The sequence below is a fragment of the uncultured Microbulbifer sp. genome (assembly GCF_947504145.1).
Lineage (GTDB): Bacteria > Pseudomonadota > Gammaproteobacteria > Pseudomonadales > Cellvibrionaceae > Microbulbifer.
In genome coordinates this window covers 866,250-880,338 of sequence record NZ_CANNGQ010000002.1, presented here as the reverse complement: position 1 = coordinate 880,338, position 14,089 = coordinate 866,250, and the positions used below count along the sequence as shown (strand labels likewise).

Sequence of the window (14,089 nt, the reverse complement as noted above, 5' to 3'; positions counted from 1 at the left end):
CTCCCTGGTGTCTAAGGCAAAAAAGGACTGTAAACATGCAACGTCATTCTCACTTTTCCAAATCCGCTCTGGTGTCCATTATCGCCGGTACTGTGCTTACCCTATCGGCAACAACATACGCAGCGGACGATGCCAAAAATGGCGCAATGAGCGATGCCTGGCTTGACGGAAAAGCAGAAACCATCTTGTTGCTGAATGAGAACCTCAACAACTTTACGATTAATACGGATGTGTCAGATGGTGTAGTACAGCTGACCGGTGAAGTAGAAAGTAATGTTGACCGACGCCTTGCCGAAGAACTGATCGCCAGTGTGGACGGTGTAAAAAGTGTCCAGAATAAATTGACGATTGCCAATGAAGAACCCATTGGCGAAAAGATCAACCGGAAGTATGTCGATACGAAAATCGCGACCGTTGTAAAAACGCGCTTGTTGATGGACCGGGAAGTCGCTGGGACCGATATTGATGTCGCCTCGAAGAATGGCACCATCATTCTTCGCGGCTTTGTAGAGTCCGACGCGGAAAAAGATCTCGCGGAAGCTATTGCGCGCAACACCAATGATGTTGAAAAAGTGCAGAACAAACTGAAAGTTTCTGGGTAACCAGCCCCCTAACCTAAAGGCTTTTAGCTCCACCAAGCTAGCCTCACAAGCTACATCCATCCCTTGGCCGGCTCCCCGCCGGCCCTTTTTTATTTGCTAGAAGGTGCGGACGCCATGTCGTCTGTGGGTTTGTCAATCCGTGCACTCAAGCGGCTGACCAGCACCCCACACACCAAGGCCGCAGCAACAGAGGGAATAATCGGGTTACCCCAGAATCCATTGACGGTGGCCATCACAAGCAAAGAGGTAAGCGAGCCAGCCAGCAATGAGGCCAGTGCGCCCTGCCAGTTGTATCGCGGCCAGAAGCGCCCCAGCAACCCACAGGCAAACAGCCCGGCCATTACCGTGGAAATCATTTTGCTGATATAGCCGATCAGATCGTCGGACATCATCGCCATCGCGAGCGCGATGCCGATTACCACGAGCAATCCAATGCGGGATTGTTTCAATCCATCGCTCTTTTCGTCCGACTGCGTTTTTTTCTTCAAGTCGCGCACCAGCACGGAGACACCAGCAATGGCATCGGAGCTGGCGCTGGACATAGTGGCCGACAAGCCCGCCAGTAACACCAGCACGCCAACCCCCAGCGGAAGTACTTCGATCGCGAGATACGGAAAGGCGAAATTGCGATTTTCCAGCGCGGGATTCAGCACAAACGCACAGATACCGATAATTGCTGGCACTAGAGAAAAGAACAGATAAAGGCCACCGGAAATATAAAACGACTTGCGTACGGAACTGACGCTGCGCGCGGAGTAAATACGCTGGCGGAAAGATGGCGTAGCCAGAACGCCAATGGCGATGACGGAAGCCAGCGAAAGCGCCGGCAGGAATCCCATGGGCTGCGCGCGCTCGACTGTCTGCTGGGATTCTTTAATCACTTCCCAGCCACCCACGGTATGCACCGCAAACACCGCCATCAGCAGGAAACCGATAAATAGCACCAGTGCTTGCAGTGTGTCGGTCCAGACTACTGCGTGGTAACCGCCCACAATCACAAAGATACCAAAGCCTGCGGCAACCAGAAATTTCGCGAGCTGCAGGTCGATACCGGTAATCCAAGCGAGGTACAGACTACCACCCAGAATGTGCGCACCGAGCCAACCCAGACAGGCCACCAGAATCAATACCGCAACCACCTTCTTTACCAGCGGGTGATTACCCACATAGGAGGCCAGCTCTTCACTCATGGTGGCAAAACCTTGCGCGCGCGCAGGGGCAAACAAGAGACCGAGCAGCAGGATTCCCACCGCGCCGCCAATTCCGTACAGGGCCCCAGCCCAGCCATTGGCGTAGCCAAAACCCACTGCGCCCATAGAGGAGCCGGTACCGACCATGGTGGCAACGGTGGTGCCGATGGTTAGAAAGATCGGCAGGCTGCGACCGGCGAGCAGGAAGTCGTCCTCACCGGTGGTGCGCCGGGAGACAAACCAGCCAACGGCAATCAGGAATACGATATAGAGGCCGAAAGACCCCAGGAAAATACTGGCATTCATTGTGGGAAATTATTTTTATCGAACGCGAATTATTGGGTTATTTTATTCGTGCTGTCGCCGTAGCGGCTACTTTCGGTGCCGACGTGTTTCAATGCCGGCGTGGCCACCTTTCCTAAAGGTAAAGCGCAGCAGGTGTGTGCTTCAGGACGCGCCCTGCGGAGACTTATAGCACACTACGCCAACTTCTACTTTACAGTCCACCACCAGGTCGCATACCGAGCAGATACGCGCGGGCGGGTTTTCGCCGAAGTTTTCTTTGAAGACTTTGTTGAAGGACTGAAAGTATCTCGCATCGGTGAGAATTACGGTTACGTGCACCACATCTGCCGCGCTGTAGCCGGCTCGGTCCATGATGGCAAAGCAGTTATCGATGGCCAGTTGTGACTGTTGCACGATACCACCCTCCACCACTTCGCCATCTCGCATCGGGGTCTGACCGGAAACATACAGAAAGCCACCGGCTTCCACTGCGCTGGAAAACGGAAGATGCTGCCCGCCAGTGCCGGTTCCACCCTCGGCGCCAAATCTCTGGATCATTTTGGTTTCCTACGTTTTGAGTTCATTGGCGGAAGAGAAAACTTCCGCTACGGCTATCCCGTACCACGCCATCAGAATATGCACAGATTCCATTCACCCATACCTGATGAATTCCTTGCGCGGGCGCCTGTGGATTTGAAAAACTGGCAACGGATTCCAGCTCGATGTAATTCATCAATACCAGATCCGCGGCATACCCCTCGCGAATCAAACCCCGCTCGCGCAAACCGAAGTTGCCGGCAGATAGACCGCTCATCTTGTGCACCGCGGTTTCCAAATCGAATAGTTTCAGGTCGCGGCCGTAGTGGGCCAGTACGCGCGGGAAGGCACCCCACAGTCTCGGGTGTGGGTGCGGATCGTTGGGCAGGCCGTCTGAGCCGACCATGGTGAGAGGATGCCGGAGAATATTCTGTACATCGTCATCACTCATACAGTGATACACGGCACCGGCGGGTTGCAGCTTTTGCGCGGCTTGCAGGCGCGAAAGGTTCCAATCCTGCGCGATATCTCCGAGGGAGCGGCCACCCTGATCCGGATAGGGTTCAGACCAGGTCACAAATATTTCAATGTCGTCGGTAACCTGGGCCAGATCCAGAGTGCTGGAGCTGGCGGTATAGGGGTAACAATCACAGGCAACTTTCTGCTTGTGTACTGCGGCGTCAAGCGCGTTCAGTACTTCGCCGCTGCGGCCCCAGTTACCCCGCCCGGCACATTTGAGATGTGAGACGATCAGTGGAACCCGGTGCTCGCCGGCGGTCATCAGGGCTTCGTCCAGGGCTTCCAGTATCTTGTCGAATTCGGTGCGCAGATGTGTGGTGTATACCCCACCCTGCTCAGAAAGCTCCGCAACCATTTCCAGTACTTCGGCGGTATCTGCGCATTTGGCGCTGCCGTAAGCGAGTCCGGAGCTGAGGCCGATGGCGCCCTGCTGCAGGGCATCGCGCAATTGCGCACGCATTGCCGTGAGCTCGGAATTTGTGGCGGTGCGCTGCAGATCGTCCATGTGGTTATTGCGCAGGGAGGTATGCCCCACCAGTGCAGCCACATTGACGTTGGGGCGCGCTTGCTGCACGGCGCGGGCGTAATCGGAAAATTGTGGGTAACAAAAACGCCTACGATCCCCCAGCAGGTTGAGAGGATCCGGCGGGTCGCCTTGAAGAGTAACGGGACTGGCACTGATACCGCAGTTCCCGACGATGACAGTGGTCACGCCCTGGGTGATTTTTGCAGGTACCAGGGGGTTGTGGATGGCTTCCAGGTCGTCGTGGGTGTGGACGTCGATAAAACCGGGCGTCAGGCAGAGCCCTTCGGCTTCGATAATTTCTCGCGCCGGTCCACGGATGGTTCCGGGTTCGGCAATGCGCTGGATACGGCCTTCAGAAAGAGCGATGTCGGCGGTAAACATGGCGGCTCCGCTGCCATCTACAACCGAGCCCTTGCGAATCACCGTATCGTACGTCATTCCATATCCTGTAGCCCTCTCTTCAGTCCCCCAGCGGCAGGCGGTCCTCGCCGTGTTTGTGACTGTCCAGAGTGTGCTTTATACGCCGCAGTGCTTCGCGGCTTTTACGTTTTTGTTTAACGGCCAGCTCCGTGGCCAGTACATCGATCGCTGCCAGCATGACGTAGCGCGCCGCGCTGGGTTTGAAAATATAATCGGTCTCCAACGGTTCCATCGGCACCAGGTAGTGCACGATGTTTGCCAGCGGTGAGCCCGCCACCGTAACTCCCAGGGTGGTTGCGCCATACTCCCGCGCAATTTCCGCGGCTTCCTGCACATCCGGGCTGTAACCGCCCATGGAGAGGCACAGCACCACGTCGTTACTGTCGATGGTGGACGCCGCCATACGCATCAGCATCGGGTCCGAATAGGACGTGGCCGGAAACCCGAGGCGGAAAAACCGGTGCTGACACTCCTGCGCCAGTACCGTGGAGCCACCGCCCACACCAAAAATCAGTACCTGTCGCGCCTTTGCCAGCGCCGCAACCGCCGGTTCGATCACCTCTTCGGTAATCAGGCGCGCGTTATGATCCAGCGCTGCCTTGATTTCGTCGTAGACGCCATAATTGGCACCGGGCTCCGCTTTCACCTCGGTATAAAACCGCTGCCCGACTGCCAGCGCCTGTGCCAGGCGCATTTTCAGATCGCGAACATTTTTACACCCCACCGCTTTTGCGAAGCGGGTGATAGTGGCCTCACTCACACCGGCCTTTGCCGCCAGCTCACTGATGCTGGCGTGGGCGGCAAAGCTGATGTCGTCCATCGCCAGGCGGGCAATCTTCTGCTCCGCATCGCGCAATTGGCCATAATGGGCGTTGATTTTGGTAACAATATCCGGTTCGTGACTCACGGCAGGGTTCCTGTTTTCCTGGTGTTCATGGGGCGGTGCACGATCCTTACACAGGTCTGTACCGGGCCCACTAGAAAGCGGATAAGGATGTTACTCAAGTCGATGCAGTATAGGTATCGTGTTTGTTACTTTCAATACTGCATTTAAATATGTGATACTTTCTACCATATCGTTGTTATCGTTTTGAGACGGAGTTGGCCCTATGAGCGCCGCGCCCACGAACCCGCAATCCTCCCCGGCCGCCAACCTGCTGCGCGAACAAATCCCGCTGCCGGCCGCGGTCATTTACCGCTCGCGCCTTGAGCACAACCTGCAGTGGATGCAGACCTTTGCCGAGCAGCGCGGGGTAAAGCTCGCCCCTCACGGCAAAACCACCATGACACCCGCGCTATTCCGACTGCAGCTGGCCGCGGGCGCCTGGGGGATGACACTTGCCAACCCGCAACAAGCAAGGGTGGCGGCGGAAGCAGGGGCAACCCGGATACTGATGGCCAACCAGCTGGTGGGCCGGGCAAATATGCAGCTGACAGGTGACTTACTTCGGGATTACCCACAGCTGGATTTCTATTGCCTGGTGGACTCCACGGCCAACATCCGCCAGCTGGGTGAATTTTTTGGCGCTAACAACCAGCCACTGAAAGTACTGATAGAAGTCGGCGTGCCCGGGGGGCGCACCGGCTGCCGCAATGCCGAAGAAGTGAATGCACTGTGCGAAGAGCTTAAGCGCTGGCCCCAGTTGCAGCTGGCGGGAGTGGAAACCTACGAGGGACTCATCCATGGAACTGGCGCTGAGGCGCGAGTGACCGAGCACCTGAAAATGGTGCGCGATACCTGCCTGTCACTGCTCGAGCGAGGAGAGTTTGCCACTGAAACGGTCCTTCTGAGCGGGGCGGGTTCCGCCTGGTACGATCTGGTTGCCGAGGTATTTACCGATCACAAGGCGCCGCGCATCCTGCCGGTACTGCGCCCTGGCTGTTACCTCACCCACGACCGGGGCATTTATGAGGAGGCACAGGCTGCAGTGATGGCGCGGCTGCACGGCCACTGCTGCCCAACCGGGGATTTGCAATCGAGCCTGGAAGTCTGGGCCTATGTGCAATCGTTGCCGGAACCGGGCATGGCGATTCTAAATTTCGGCAAGCGCGACGCCGCTTATGACGCGGGATTGCCGCGACCGGAATTGCACTTTCGCCCGGGCCGGGACACCACCCCACGTACAATCACGGAAGACTGGCGGCTTACCAACATCATGGACCAGCACGCCATGCTGCAGATTCCCCGGGACGCCGATCTTCAGGTAGGCGATGTACTCGCGCTCTCCACCTCGCACCCCTGCCTCACGTTCGACAAGTGGCGCCAGGTACTGATCATCGACGATGATTACAACCTGCAGGAAACTGCGGAAACCTGCTTTTAATCATCACAATAAGAATAAAAAGATATGGGAAATCTGTTATTCAATGTCAGCGCACTGACAGGTCTGGCTCTCGTAATGGCCGCACCAATTGGTAGCGCTGAATCCACGGGCCGCGGGGAAGTCAGGCTACCCACACCATTGATGCCCTACCCCCGCCAGATCCAGCCGATTTCCGCCGATCCGATGCAACTGGATGCCAACAGCCAGCTGTGCTTTGCACACGCAGCCTCGCCCAAACTGATCGCAGCCACCGAGCGTTTCCGCGCGCGGCTGCAGCGCCAGCGCGATATCGCGCTGCAGGCTGCCGTCGACTGCAAAAAAATCGCGGACAGTGGCACGGCGGGACGGATCGAAATTGCCTTTGAAAGCAAACCGAAACGTATTGATGAAAACACGCTGGCGGCACTCGCCGTCAACCGCGAGTTTTACCGCTTGCGCATTGAAACAGCTAAAGCGCGACTGAGTGCCCACAGCGACACTGGACTGCTACACGGCCTGCAAACGCTCTCGCAATTGGGCGGCGTCGGGCACAAAGCATCAGGCCCAAATGGCATTAGCTTGCCGGCCCTCGAGATTGTCGATTACCCGCGATTCCGCTGGCGCGGAGTACTGCTGGACTCCTCGCGCCACTTCCTTTCCGTCGATACCATCAAACGCCAGCTGGACGGCATGGCGGCGGCCAAGCTGAATGTTTTCCACTGGCACCTGACCGACGACCAGGGCTGGCGATTGGAAAGTCGCGCCTATCCGAAACTTCACCAGTCAGCGCCCGGCGGCAACTTCTATACCCGGGAACAGGTGCGGGAAATTGTCGCCTACGCCGCCGAGCGCGGCATCGTTGTAGTACCGGAAATTGATATGCCCGGCCACGCCAGCGCCATTGCGGTCGCCTATCCGGAATTGATGTCTGCGCCCGGCCCCTATCAGCCGGAAGACCGCTGGGGCGTGCACAAACCGCTGCTCAATCCCGCCAACCCGGCGGTGTACACCTTTGCTGAAAAAATTCTCGGGGAGGTCGCCGAGCTGTTTCCGTTCGAGTATGTGCATATTGGTGGGGACGAGGTGGACCCCGAGCACTGGGAACAGAGCGTGCAAATTCAGCGCTACATGCAGAAGCACGACCTTGCCGACAGCCATGCGCTGCACAATTATTTCAACCGCCAGCTGGCAGACATTCTGAACGGACTCGACCGCAAGATGATCGGCTGGGATGAAACCCTGCACCCGAATCTGGCTCCGACTGCCGCGGTACAATCCTGGCGCGGCCCGGATGCGCTGGGCGAGATCGCCCGCGCCGGGTACTACGGTATTCTGTCCACAGGGTTCTATGTGGATCAGCCCCAGTACACCAGCTACCACTACCGCAACAGCATCACTCCCACACCACTGGAGTTCGATGCCATTCAACCGGGGGAAAAGTGGCAGACCTGGCAGTTTGAAGCTCCGCGTAAACGGGGTAGCGCGGTGACAGGCACATTTACCGTTGTGGAATCCTCTAGCGGACAGCTTCGCGGGGTGATGGCGTTCAATGGCAAAAAGCCCGCGGCATTACATCAAGTCAGGCGTACCGGCCCCTACACCTATTTCAGACTGGACACCTGGATGGGCCCGCTGCGCGCGCGTGTAAATCTGCAAGAAGAAACACTGAGAGGTGACTTTATTGTGGGTAATGCACCCTATCACCCAACGGGTGAACGGATCGCCAGCAGTAGCCAGGAGAGTAAAGTCCCTTCTTTCTCTGCCGGCGCAGTAGCGCTCAATGATGCGCAGAAAAATAAAATCCTCGGTGGTGAAGCGGCACTCTGGGCGGAAATGGTCGACGAACACAGTATCGACCTGCGCCTATGGCCCCGCACCTTTGCAGTCGCGGAACGCCTCTGGTCGGGTAAGGAGATGAAGAATGAGGATTTTCTCTATCAACGGCTGAGCGGAATCAATCGGTGGGCGGAAGTTGCGCTGGGGCTTCAGCACAAAACCCAGCAGACGGATGCACTGGCAAAACTGTTCCCGAAAGACCTGCAGGCAGAGGCGTTGGCATTTTCAGCGGTACTGGAGCCCGCCCACTACTACCACCGCCACCACGAGAAATCTGTCAACGAAACCTATTCCCGCCGGGACTCCCTGCACCGCTTTGCCGACAGCCTGCCGGTGGAAAGCATTGCCCTGCGAGGTTTCCGCCAGCTGCTTGATAACGTACCGGAAAATCCCGATTCGGACTTCACCCGCACACGCTTGCGGAGCGGCCTCGAAACCATACAGCGCGCGGGCGTTGCCGCCGATGCTCTACTGGCTAAAAAAGGCCAACTGCCCGCTGAAGTTCAGCAGCTTGCCGACAAAGTTCAACAGCAGCTGGAACTGGCCGTGCTGATTACCGATCGCTACCAGAATCAACAAACCTTCTCAGGAAATGAGGAAAAGCATATCCGCAGGCAACTGGAAGCGCTTAAAGGAATACACGCGGAAGTGACACTGCCCGCGGCCTACGTTCTCGAGCGGCTGCTGGACCAGCTGCCATACGCTTTAACAAAGAACCAACAAAAGTAATCGGATAACATTAACAACATGGTTAAGATTCTAACGACCTCCCTGCTGGCACTGGCCATTGCCGCAAGCGCCGCGGCTGACACCAAGACCAACAACGAACCGCTCCCAACATTAGCCAGCACCGACTGGATGCCAGACGGCAGTTTCACCAGTGGTGTGGAGGGACCGGTGGTTGGCGCGGACGGCAGCCTGTATGCGGTGAATTTCGAAAACCAAGGCACCATCGGGCGTATCAGCGCAAAAAACACCGGTGCGGTTTGGCTGGCGCTACCGGAAGGCAGTATTGGCAACAGCCTGCGCTTTCACGACGGCTTTCTGTATGTAGCCGACTACACCGGCCACAATGTGCTGAAAATCGATCCGGCCAGTAGAGAAATCCAGCACAAGTTCCACAACCCGCAGATGCACCAGCCGAACGATATTACCATTGCGGGTAACGGCACCATTTATGCCAGCGATCCGGACTGGGCGAACAACAGTGGTCAGTTGTGGCGTATCTCACCAGACGGTGAATTTACGCTACTGGAAAAGGACATGGGCACCACCAATGGTATCGAGCTGAGTCCGGGTGGTAAAAAGCTGTATCTGAACGAAAGTGTACAGCGCCGGGTGTGGGTTTACGATGTTCTGCAAAATGGCGATGTTGCCAACAAGAAACTACTGATCGCGTTTGATGATTTTGGACTGGACGGAATGCAAACAGATGCAGAAGGCAGCCTGTACATCACCCGCTATGGTGCCGGCACCGTACTCAAGGTTTCCCCGGCAGGTGATGTTCTTGCGACGATCCGCCTGAAAGGGCAACACCCGACCAATATCGCACTGAGTGCCGATGGCAGTACCGGCTACGTGACCATGCAGCAGCGCGGTGCTATTGAATATTTCGCTATCCCACGCTGACTGCATTAAAAATATACGAAAAACTGAGGAGCCGTAGCGCAGGGTAATCCTGCCAGGCTCACTCAGTGGTTACATCCTGCTTTCCTGCTTGGATTCCACCGCAACAACTTCATTGTTTTCTATAGTGACTACCACCAAAGACATACCACCGAGAGAACTTGGCAGGCGATAGGTTAAAATTTCGCGCTTTTTTGGGGTCCCACCGCTCCCGTCATCTACAGCAATCGTTTCCAGTTCCGAATACAGTGGCGCACCTGCAATATAGATCACTTCCTGCTTGCTCTTTCCCTCCTGGATAAGCTTTCCGTTGGGCAACCTGAAGGAATTGGCCTGCGCAGCAAACGCTGTGGCCAGAAATACACCGAACAGTATGATTTGAAGGTTTCGCATACTTCGAAGCTCCCTGTTTTCGTAGCGATGAACGAGCGTGTATCGAACAGATTATTCAAAAGTAAATACTATATAGCAGCTAATATGAACACCACCTAAATGGCGCAACTAAAAACGAAACCCAAAAAAAAGGCGTGCCACTTTCGTGACACACCCTTCAATTTTTATGACAACTATGTCGAATCAGCGAGTGATCAGAAGTTACCACTGATCGTCAGGCCATAACGACGGTCGGTCTTGAAGCTCAGAGACTCCTTAGTGGTGCCATCTTCACTCACCTGCGCCAGGGTCTTGGTTTCAAGATCCAGTAGGTTGCCGATCTCCAAGCCCACTCTCCAGTTATCGCTCAGAGAGTAGAACAAGCTCGCATCCATCATACCCGCAGCTTCCGTGTAGATAGGAGCAAACTCATTGGAATCGCGGCGGGTAACCAGGTAATCCGAGCGCCAAGTGTAGGCAAGACGCATGGAGAAATCGTCGTATTCGTACATGCCCACGATGTTGTAGTTCTGATCCGAATACCCTTCAAGCGGTAACCCTGCGAAGTTGCGGAAAGTATCGCGCTGATCACTGATGGGCTGCCCGTCTGCAGTAAATCGCTGCGCGCCTAAACCACTCTCTGGGTCAGCCAAGCCATTCTGATCAATGTAGGTGTAGTTGAGCTGCATACCCAGGCCGCTCAGAGCGCCGGGCAGGAAGTCGTAGAATTGCGAGTACGACAACTCAACACCTTGAATGGAACCGGAGCCGGTATTCGCCGGGCCGGTCAAGCTGAATTCCTGAGCAATGCCATTGTCCGGGTTGGTCACGGTTTCGACGAAACTGCGATTGCGGATAATGTCGTGCATTTTCTTATAGAACAGCCCCATGGACACCGAGCCTGCGTCGGAGAAATACCACTCCGTTGTCAGATCGAAGTTGTCGGCTTTTTCCGGTTCCAGGTTCGGGTTCAGCGAGGTACCGAACAGGTTGACGTCGGTCACGCCGACCACCGGGTTGGTGGTGTCGTCGGTATCGCTGGAACCCGGGTTCTCACGTACCGCGGTGTAGCTGATGCCGAGAGTTTTTGTGCTGCGGGCCTGATCCAATGTCGGGAAATACAGTCCGCGGGAGGCACCGAAGCGCAACAACACATCGTCAGACAGGTTGAACACCAGGTTCAGGCTGGGGAGTACGGTATCGTAATCGGTGCCCTCAACGCTCTGCACAGAGCCGGTGCCATCGGCAAATGCGTAGAGGTCGGGATAGGTTTCCTGGAACACGCTGACCAGGCTGTCACTGCCGGAAATGGCCGGGGGCAGTACCACATAGCCGTCGGAATCCAGCTGGTAGCTGACATAGCGCAAGCCCACATTACCGCGCACCGGGACAACGCTGTCATCTATAGCAAAATCAGCGCGGATATATGCCTCAAGGCGCTCTTCCCCGGTGTTGGAAATATCGTGGGCGGCGAACGGCCCATTGACGCGGTCGGCAAGATCCATGGAGCCAGAGTAACACTCCGCATTGGGCTGCCCGGCGGAGCCGAAGGGCGCATTGTTCCAGGTGCCGCAGCCACTGCGCATAGCTTCACTGAAATTCCGCACCAGGCTCATGCGTGGGAAATAGAAGTTACTGGTGATATCACCCTGCAGCACCTGACCGCCGTAAAAATCGCTGAAGTCGACGGTTTCCCAGGCTTCCGGTGCGACGTCTGGCCCGGCTTTATCCACCTGAGTTTTCACCCAGCCTTCATTCACAAAGCCCCAGTTGGCATACTCGGTGTTGCGCATGGTCAACTCTTTATCGGAGTAGTACATGCCGGTGTGAATTTTATTGAACAGGCCATCCAGCTCGTAATCGAGATCAAGGCGGAAGCTGTCGCCCTCGGCGTCGGAGTTGACCTCGTGGTCCAGCGCGGTGGCAATGTAGTGGGTCTGGTTTTCACCGGCCCAGTTTGACCAGTAACCCGGATTGTTCCAGGTGGGGTTCAGGAACTCGACGGTGGGTAGTGAACCTCTCAAGTCCAGGAATACGTCCGATGCATTGGAGCCCGGGGCAACACGGGCGTTGATCCCGTAGTTGTGCACGATCTCCTCGGATTCGACGCGCTGGTAATCCAGAGATACCGTCATGCGATCCGTCGGCCGGAAGGTGACATTGAGGGAGGTGTCTTCCACCGAGTTGATATTCTGATTGTAACGGGAGGAGGCCAGCATTGGCAGTTCAGCATCGGCGCGGATGATACCGCTGGTGAGATAACCATCGTCAAAGGTGATGGGATGCGCTTCGTCCTCCAACCAATGTGCGGCAAACCAGGTGGTGGGATGGAAGCCCTGCCCTTGGGTACCGATCACACGCTCTTCCCACTCCAGTTCAGCTTTGGAATTGATGTGTTCCAGAGTAGCGGTGATCTTTTCATCGTTACTCTGCCATTGCAGAGAGGTGGCAAAGCCTTCGCGGGTGCGGTCATTTTCCGCGGTGCGCAGGGAGAACTGGCCGGGTGCATACACCACACTGCCGGGTTCCTGGCCGGGAATCACCGGGCCTTCCAGCGGTGAGTTCTCGGCTGGACGGACGTAAGCACCCCATTGCTCCACGCCAATAAACGCGTCGCCGCGGGAATAGTAGTTGGCTACCCCTACGCCATCGCCGCGGGTTTTGTATTCGGAACCGGACCCTGCCACCAGGAAGCCGATCTTACCGATGTCGGTTTCCCAGGAATCGGAAAACAGTCCGGAAAAAGACGGCGTGGCCTCTTCACGAAAATCGCCGTAATTCGCTTTCGCGGTGAAAGCGAGAACCTGTTCATCGGAGTCCAGCGGTTTGCGGGTAATCAGGTTCACCGTGCCGGCGATACCGCCCGCGGTCAGGTCTGCGGTCTGGTTCTTCACCACTTCTACCGCGCCCAGCAGTTCCGGGGAGATATCTTCGTAGTTCAAACCACCCCAGGGGTTGGCACTGAAGGCATCGCGACCGTTGATCTCACTGCGCACACGGTCGAGGCCGCGCACCAGTACACCGGTACCCTCATCGGCGTAGTGGTTGGGGTCGTCGGAAGCCGCGAAACGTTCGATCGTTACGCCGGACACCCGTTGCAGCGCCTCGGTCACGGACTTATCCGGCAGCGCGCCAATGTCCGACGCGGTAATAACATCTTTTACGGTGTCTGCATCCCGTTTCAGATCCTGAGCAGACTGCAAGTTGCTGCGCATATCACCGTAGACCACAACCTCTTCTACCAGTGCATCGTCGATTCGCTCTGCTTCCTGGGCGGCGAGCTTGCCGGGCAAAAGGCCGGCGATCGCACCGTATACGGCGACACTGAGCAATTTCTTATTGAATTTCCTTGTCATGGCAAACCCTCGGTGGTGTGTGTTTTTTTTATTGGAAAGCGCAGCGCCGTTTGTTGCCCATCTGGCCTCCGGCTACAGCCCCGCATAAGGCCTAGCCGTGGCGAAAAAGACGCTCCAGGAACCCCCACTACACTCAGCCAATGCGCCGTTACCGATCCCAACGGGGAGCGGGTAACGGGCTAAGTGCAAGAAGACCCCCGCCTGCGAGCGATACAAGGTGAACAAACATGCCTACGCATGGTGAAAACATACCAACCAGGAAAATAAGTTTCAACAAAAAATAAATAAAATGTTAGAAACTTTCAGGATAAAAGGGGGAGAGAGCGAAAAAAGAGTGAATACCCCTTAATTACCACTGTCGACGCCACCCAATGAATGTCGACCAGCGCACATTACCCCCCTTCCATACCACCCATGCCCTGCAAATCCGCCAGCGTGGGATACACTGGAAAGACCGCACCCCAGCTCTTTCGGGCCATTGGCAAGCGCTCACAAACTCCCTCCAAGTCAGGGTGAA

Annotated in this window: 10 protein-coding genes; 4 read left to right on the top strand and 6 right to left on the bottom strand. The window is 56.3% G+C overall.

The window, feature by feature from the left end:
- Positions 1-35 precede the first annotated feature (35 nt).
- Complete coding sequence (locus Q1A74_RS10300; RefSeq protein ID WP_299595408.1) at positions 36-602, top strand: BON domain-containing protein; 567 nt, start codon at positions 36-38, stop codon at positions 600-602.
- Positions 603-691: 89 nt separating this feature from the next.
- On the opposite strand, the gene Q1A74_RS10295 is transcribed toward Q1A74_RS10300, so the two are convergent.
- The 4 genes from Q1A74_RS10295 to Q1A74_RS10280 all read right to left on the bottom strand — a co-directional run bounded on the left by Q1A74_RS10295 (position 692) and on the right by Q1A74_RS10280 (position 4,986).
- Complete coding sequence (locus tag Q1A74_RS10295) at positions 692-2,098, bottom strand: sodium:solute symporter family protein (protein WP_299595406.1); 1,407 nt, start codon at positions 2,096-2,098, stop codon at positions 692-694.
- A gap of 141 nt (positions 2,099-2,239) precedes the next feature.
- Positions 2,240-2,635, bottom strand: coding sequence for a RidA family protein (locus Q1A74_RS10290; protein WP_299595404.1), 396 nt, complete (start codon positions 2,633-2,635; stop codon positions 2,240-2,242).
- 22 nt (positions 2,636-2,657) lie between these two features.
- The gene (locus Q1A74_RS10285) at positions 2,658-4,097 is read right to left on the bottom strand and encodes an amidohydrolase family protein (protein ID WP_299595402.1); all 1,440 of its coding nucleotides are present in this window, start codon (positions 4,095-4,097) and stop codon (positions 2,658-2,660) included.
- 22 nt (positions 4,098-4,119) lie between these two features.
- Positions 4,120-4,986: a MurR/RpiR family transcriptional regulator gene (locus Q1A74_RS10280; RefSeq protein WP_299595400.1), complete on the bottom strand. Its 867-nt coding sequence runs from the start codon at positions 4,984-4,986 to the stop codon at positions 4,120-4,122.
- A gap of 202 nt (positions 4,987-5,188) precedes the next feature.
- Here Q1A74_RS10280 and Q1A74_RS10275 point away from each other — a divergent pair, with 202 nt between their 5' ends.
- From Q1A74_RS10275 to Q1A74_RS10265, 3 genes are read left to right on the top strand one after another with little or no spacing between them, the layout of a single operon-like run.
- On the top strand, positions 5,189-6,403 hold the full coding sequence (locus Q1A74_RS10275; RefSeq protein WP_299595398.1) for an amino acid deaminase: 1,215 nt from the start codon (positions 5,189-5,191) through the stop codon (positions 6,401-6,403).
- Between the two features lie 24 nt (positions 6,404-6,427).
- Positions 6,428-8,947 carry a family 20 glycosylhydrolase gene (locus tag Q1A74_RS10270; RefSeq protein WP_299595396.1) on the top strand — a complete coding sequence of 840 codons (2,520 nt, stop codon included), beginning with the start codon at positions 6,428-6,430 and terminating at the stop codon, positions 8,945-8,947.
- 18 nt (positions 8,948-8,965) lie between these two features.
- Complete coding sequence (locus tag Q1A74_RS10265; RefSeq protein ID WP_299595394.1) at positions 8,966-9,847, top strand: SMP-30/gluconolactonase/LRE family protein; 882 nt, start codon at positions 8,966-8,968, stop codon at positions 9,845-9,847.
- A 69-nt stretch (positions 9,848-9,916) separates the two neighbouring features.
- On the opposite strand, the gene Q1A74_RS10260 is transcribed toward Q1A74_RS10265, so the two are convergent.
- Complete coding sequence (locus Q1A74_RS10260; RefSeq protein ID WP_299595392.1) at positions 9,917-10,237, bottom strand: hypothetical protein; 321 nt, start codon at positions 10,235-10,237, stop codon at positions 9,917-9,919.
- Positions 10,238-10,431: 194 nt separating this feature from the next.
- On the bottom strand, positions 10,432-13,572 hold the full coding sequence (locus Q1A74_RS10255; RefSeq protein ID WP_299595390.1) for a TonB-dependent receptor: 3,141 nt from the start codon (positions 13,570-13,572) through the stop codon (positions 10,432-10,434).
- Between the last annotated feature and the right edge of the window lie 517 nt (positions 13,573-14,089).

Bases quoted from the DNA above. Each gene is read 5' to 3' on its own strand.
- Q1A74_RS10300 (WP_299595408.1), top strand. From the start codon at position 36: ATGCAACGTCATTCTCACTTTTCCAAATCCGCTCTGGTGTCCATTATC.
- Q1A74_RS10295 (WP_299595406.1), bottom strand. From the start codon at position 2,098: ATGAATGCCAGTATTTTCCTGGGGTCTTTCGGCCTCTATATCGTATTC.
- Q1A74_RS10290 (WP_299595404.1), bottom strand. From the start codon at position 2,635: ATGATCCAGAGATTTGGCGCCGAGGGTGGAACCGGCACTGGCGGGCAG.
- Q1A74_RS10285 (WP_299595402.1), bottom strand. From the start codon at position 4,097: ATGACGTACGATACGGTGATTCGCAAGGGCTCGGTTGTAGATGGCAGC.
- Q1A74_RS10275 (WP_299595398.1), top strand. From the start codon at position 5,189: ATGAGCGCCGCGCCCACGAACCCGCAATCCTCCCCGGCCGCCAACCTG.
- Q1A74_RS10270 (WP_299595396.1), top strand. From the start codon at position 6,428: ATGGGAAATCTGTTATTCAATGTCAGCGCACTGACAGGTCTGGCTCTC.
- Q1A74_RS10265 (WP_299595394.1), top strand. From the start codon at position 8,966: ATGGTTAAGATTCTAACGACCTCCCTGCTGGCACTGGCCATTGCCGCA.
- Q1A74_RS10260 (WP_299595392.1), bottom strand. From the start codon at position 10,237: ATGCGAAACCTTCAAATCATACTGTTCGGTGTATTTCTGGCCACAGCG.
- Q1A74_RS10255 (WP_299595390.1), bottom strand. From the start codon at position 13,572: ATGACAAGGAAATTCAATAAGAAATTGCTCAGTGTCGCCGTATACGGT.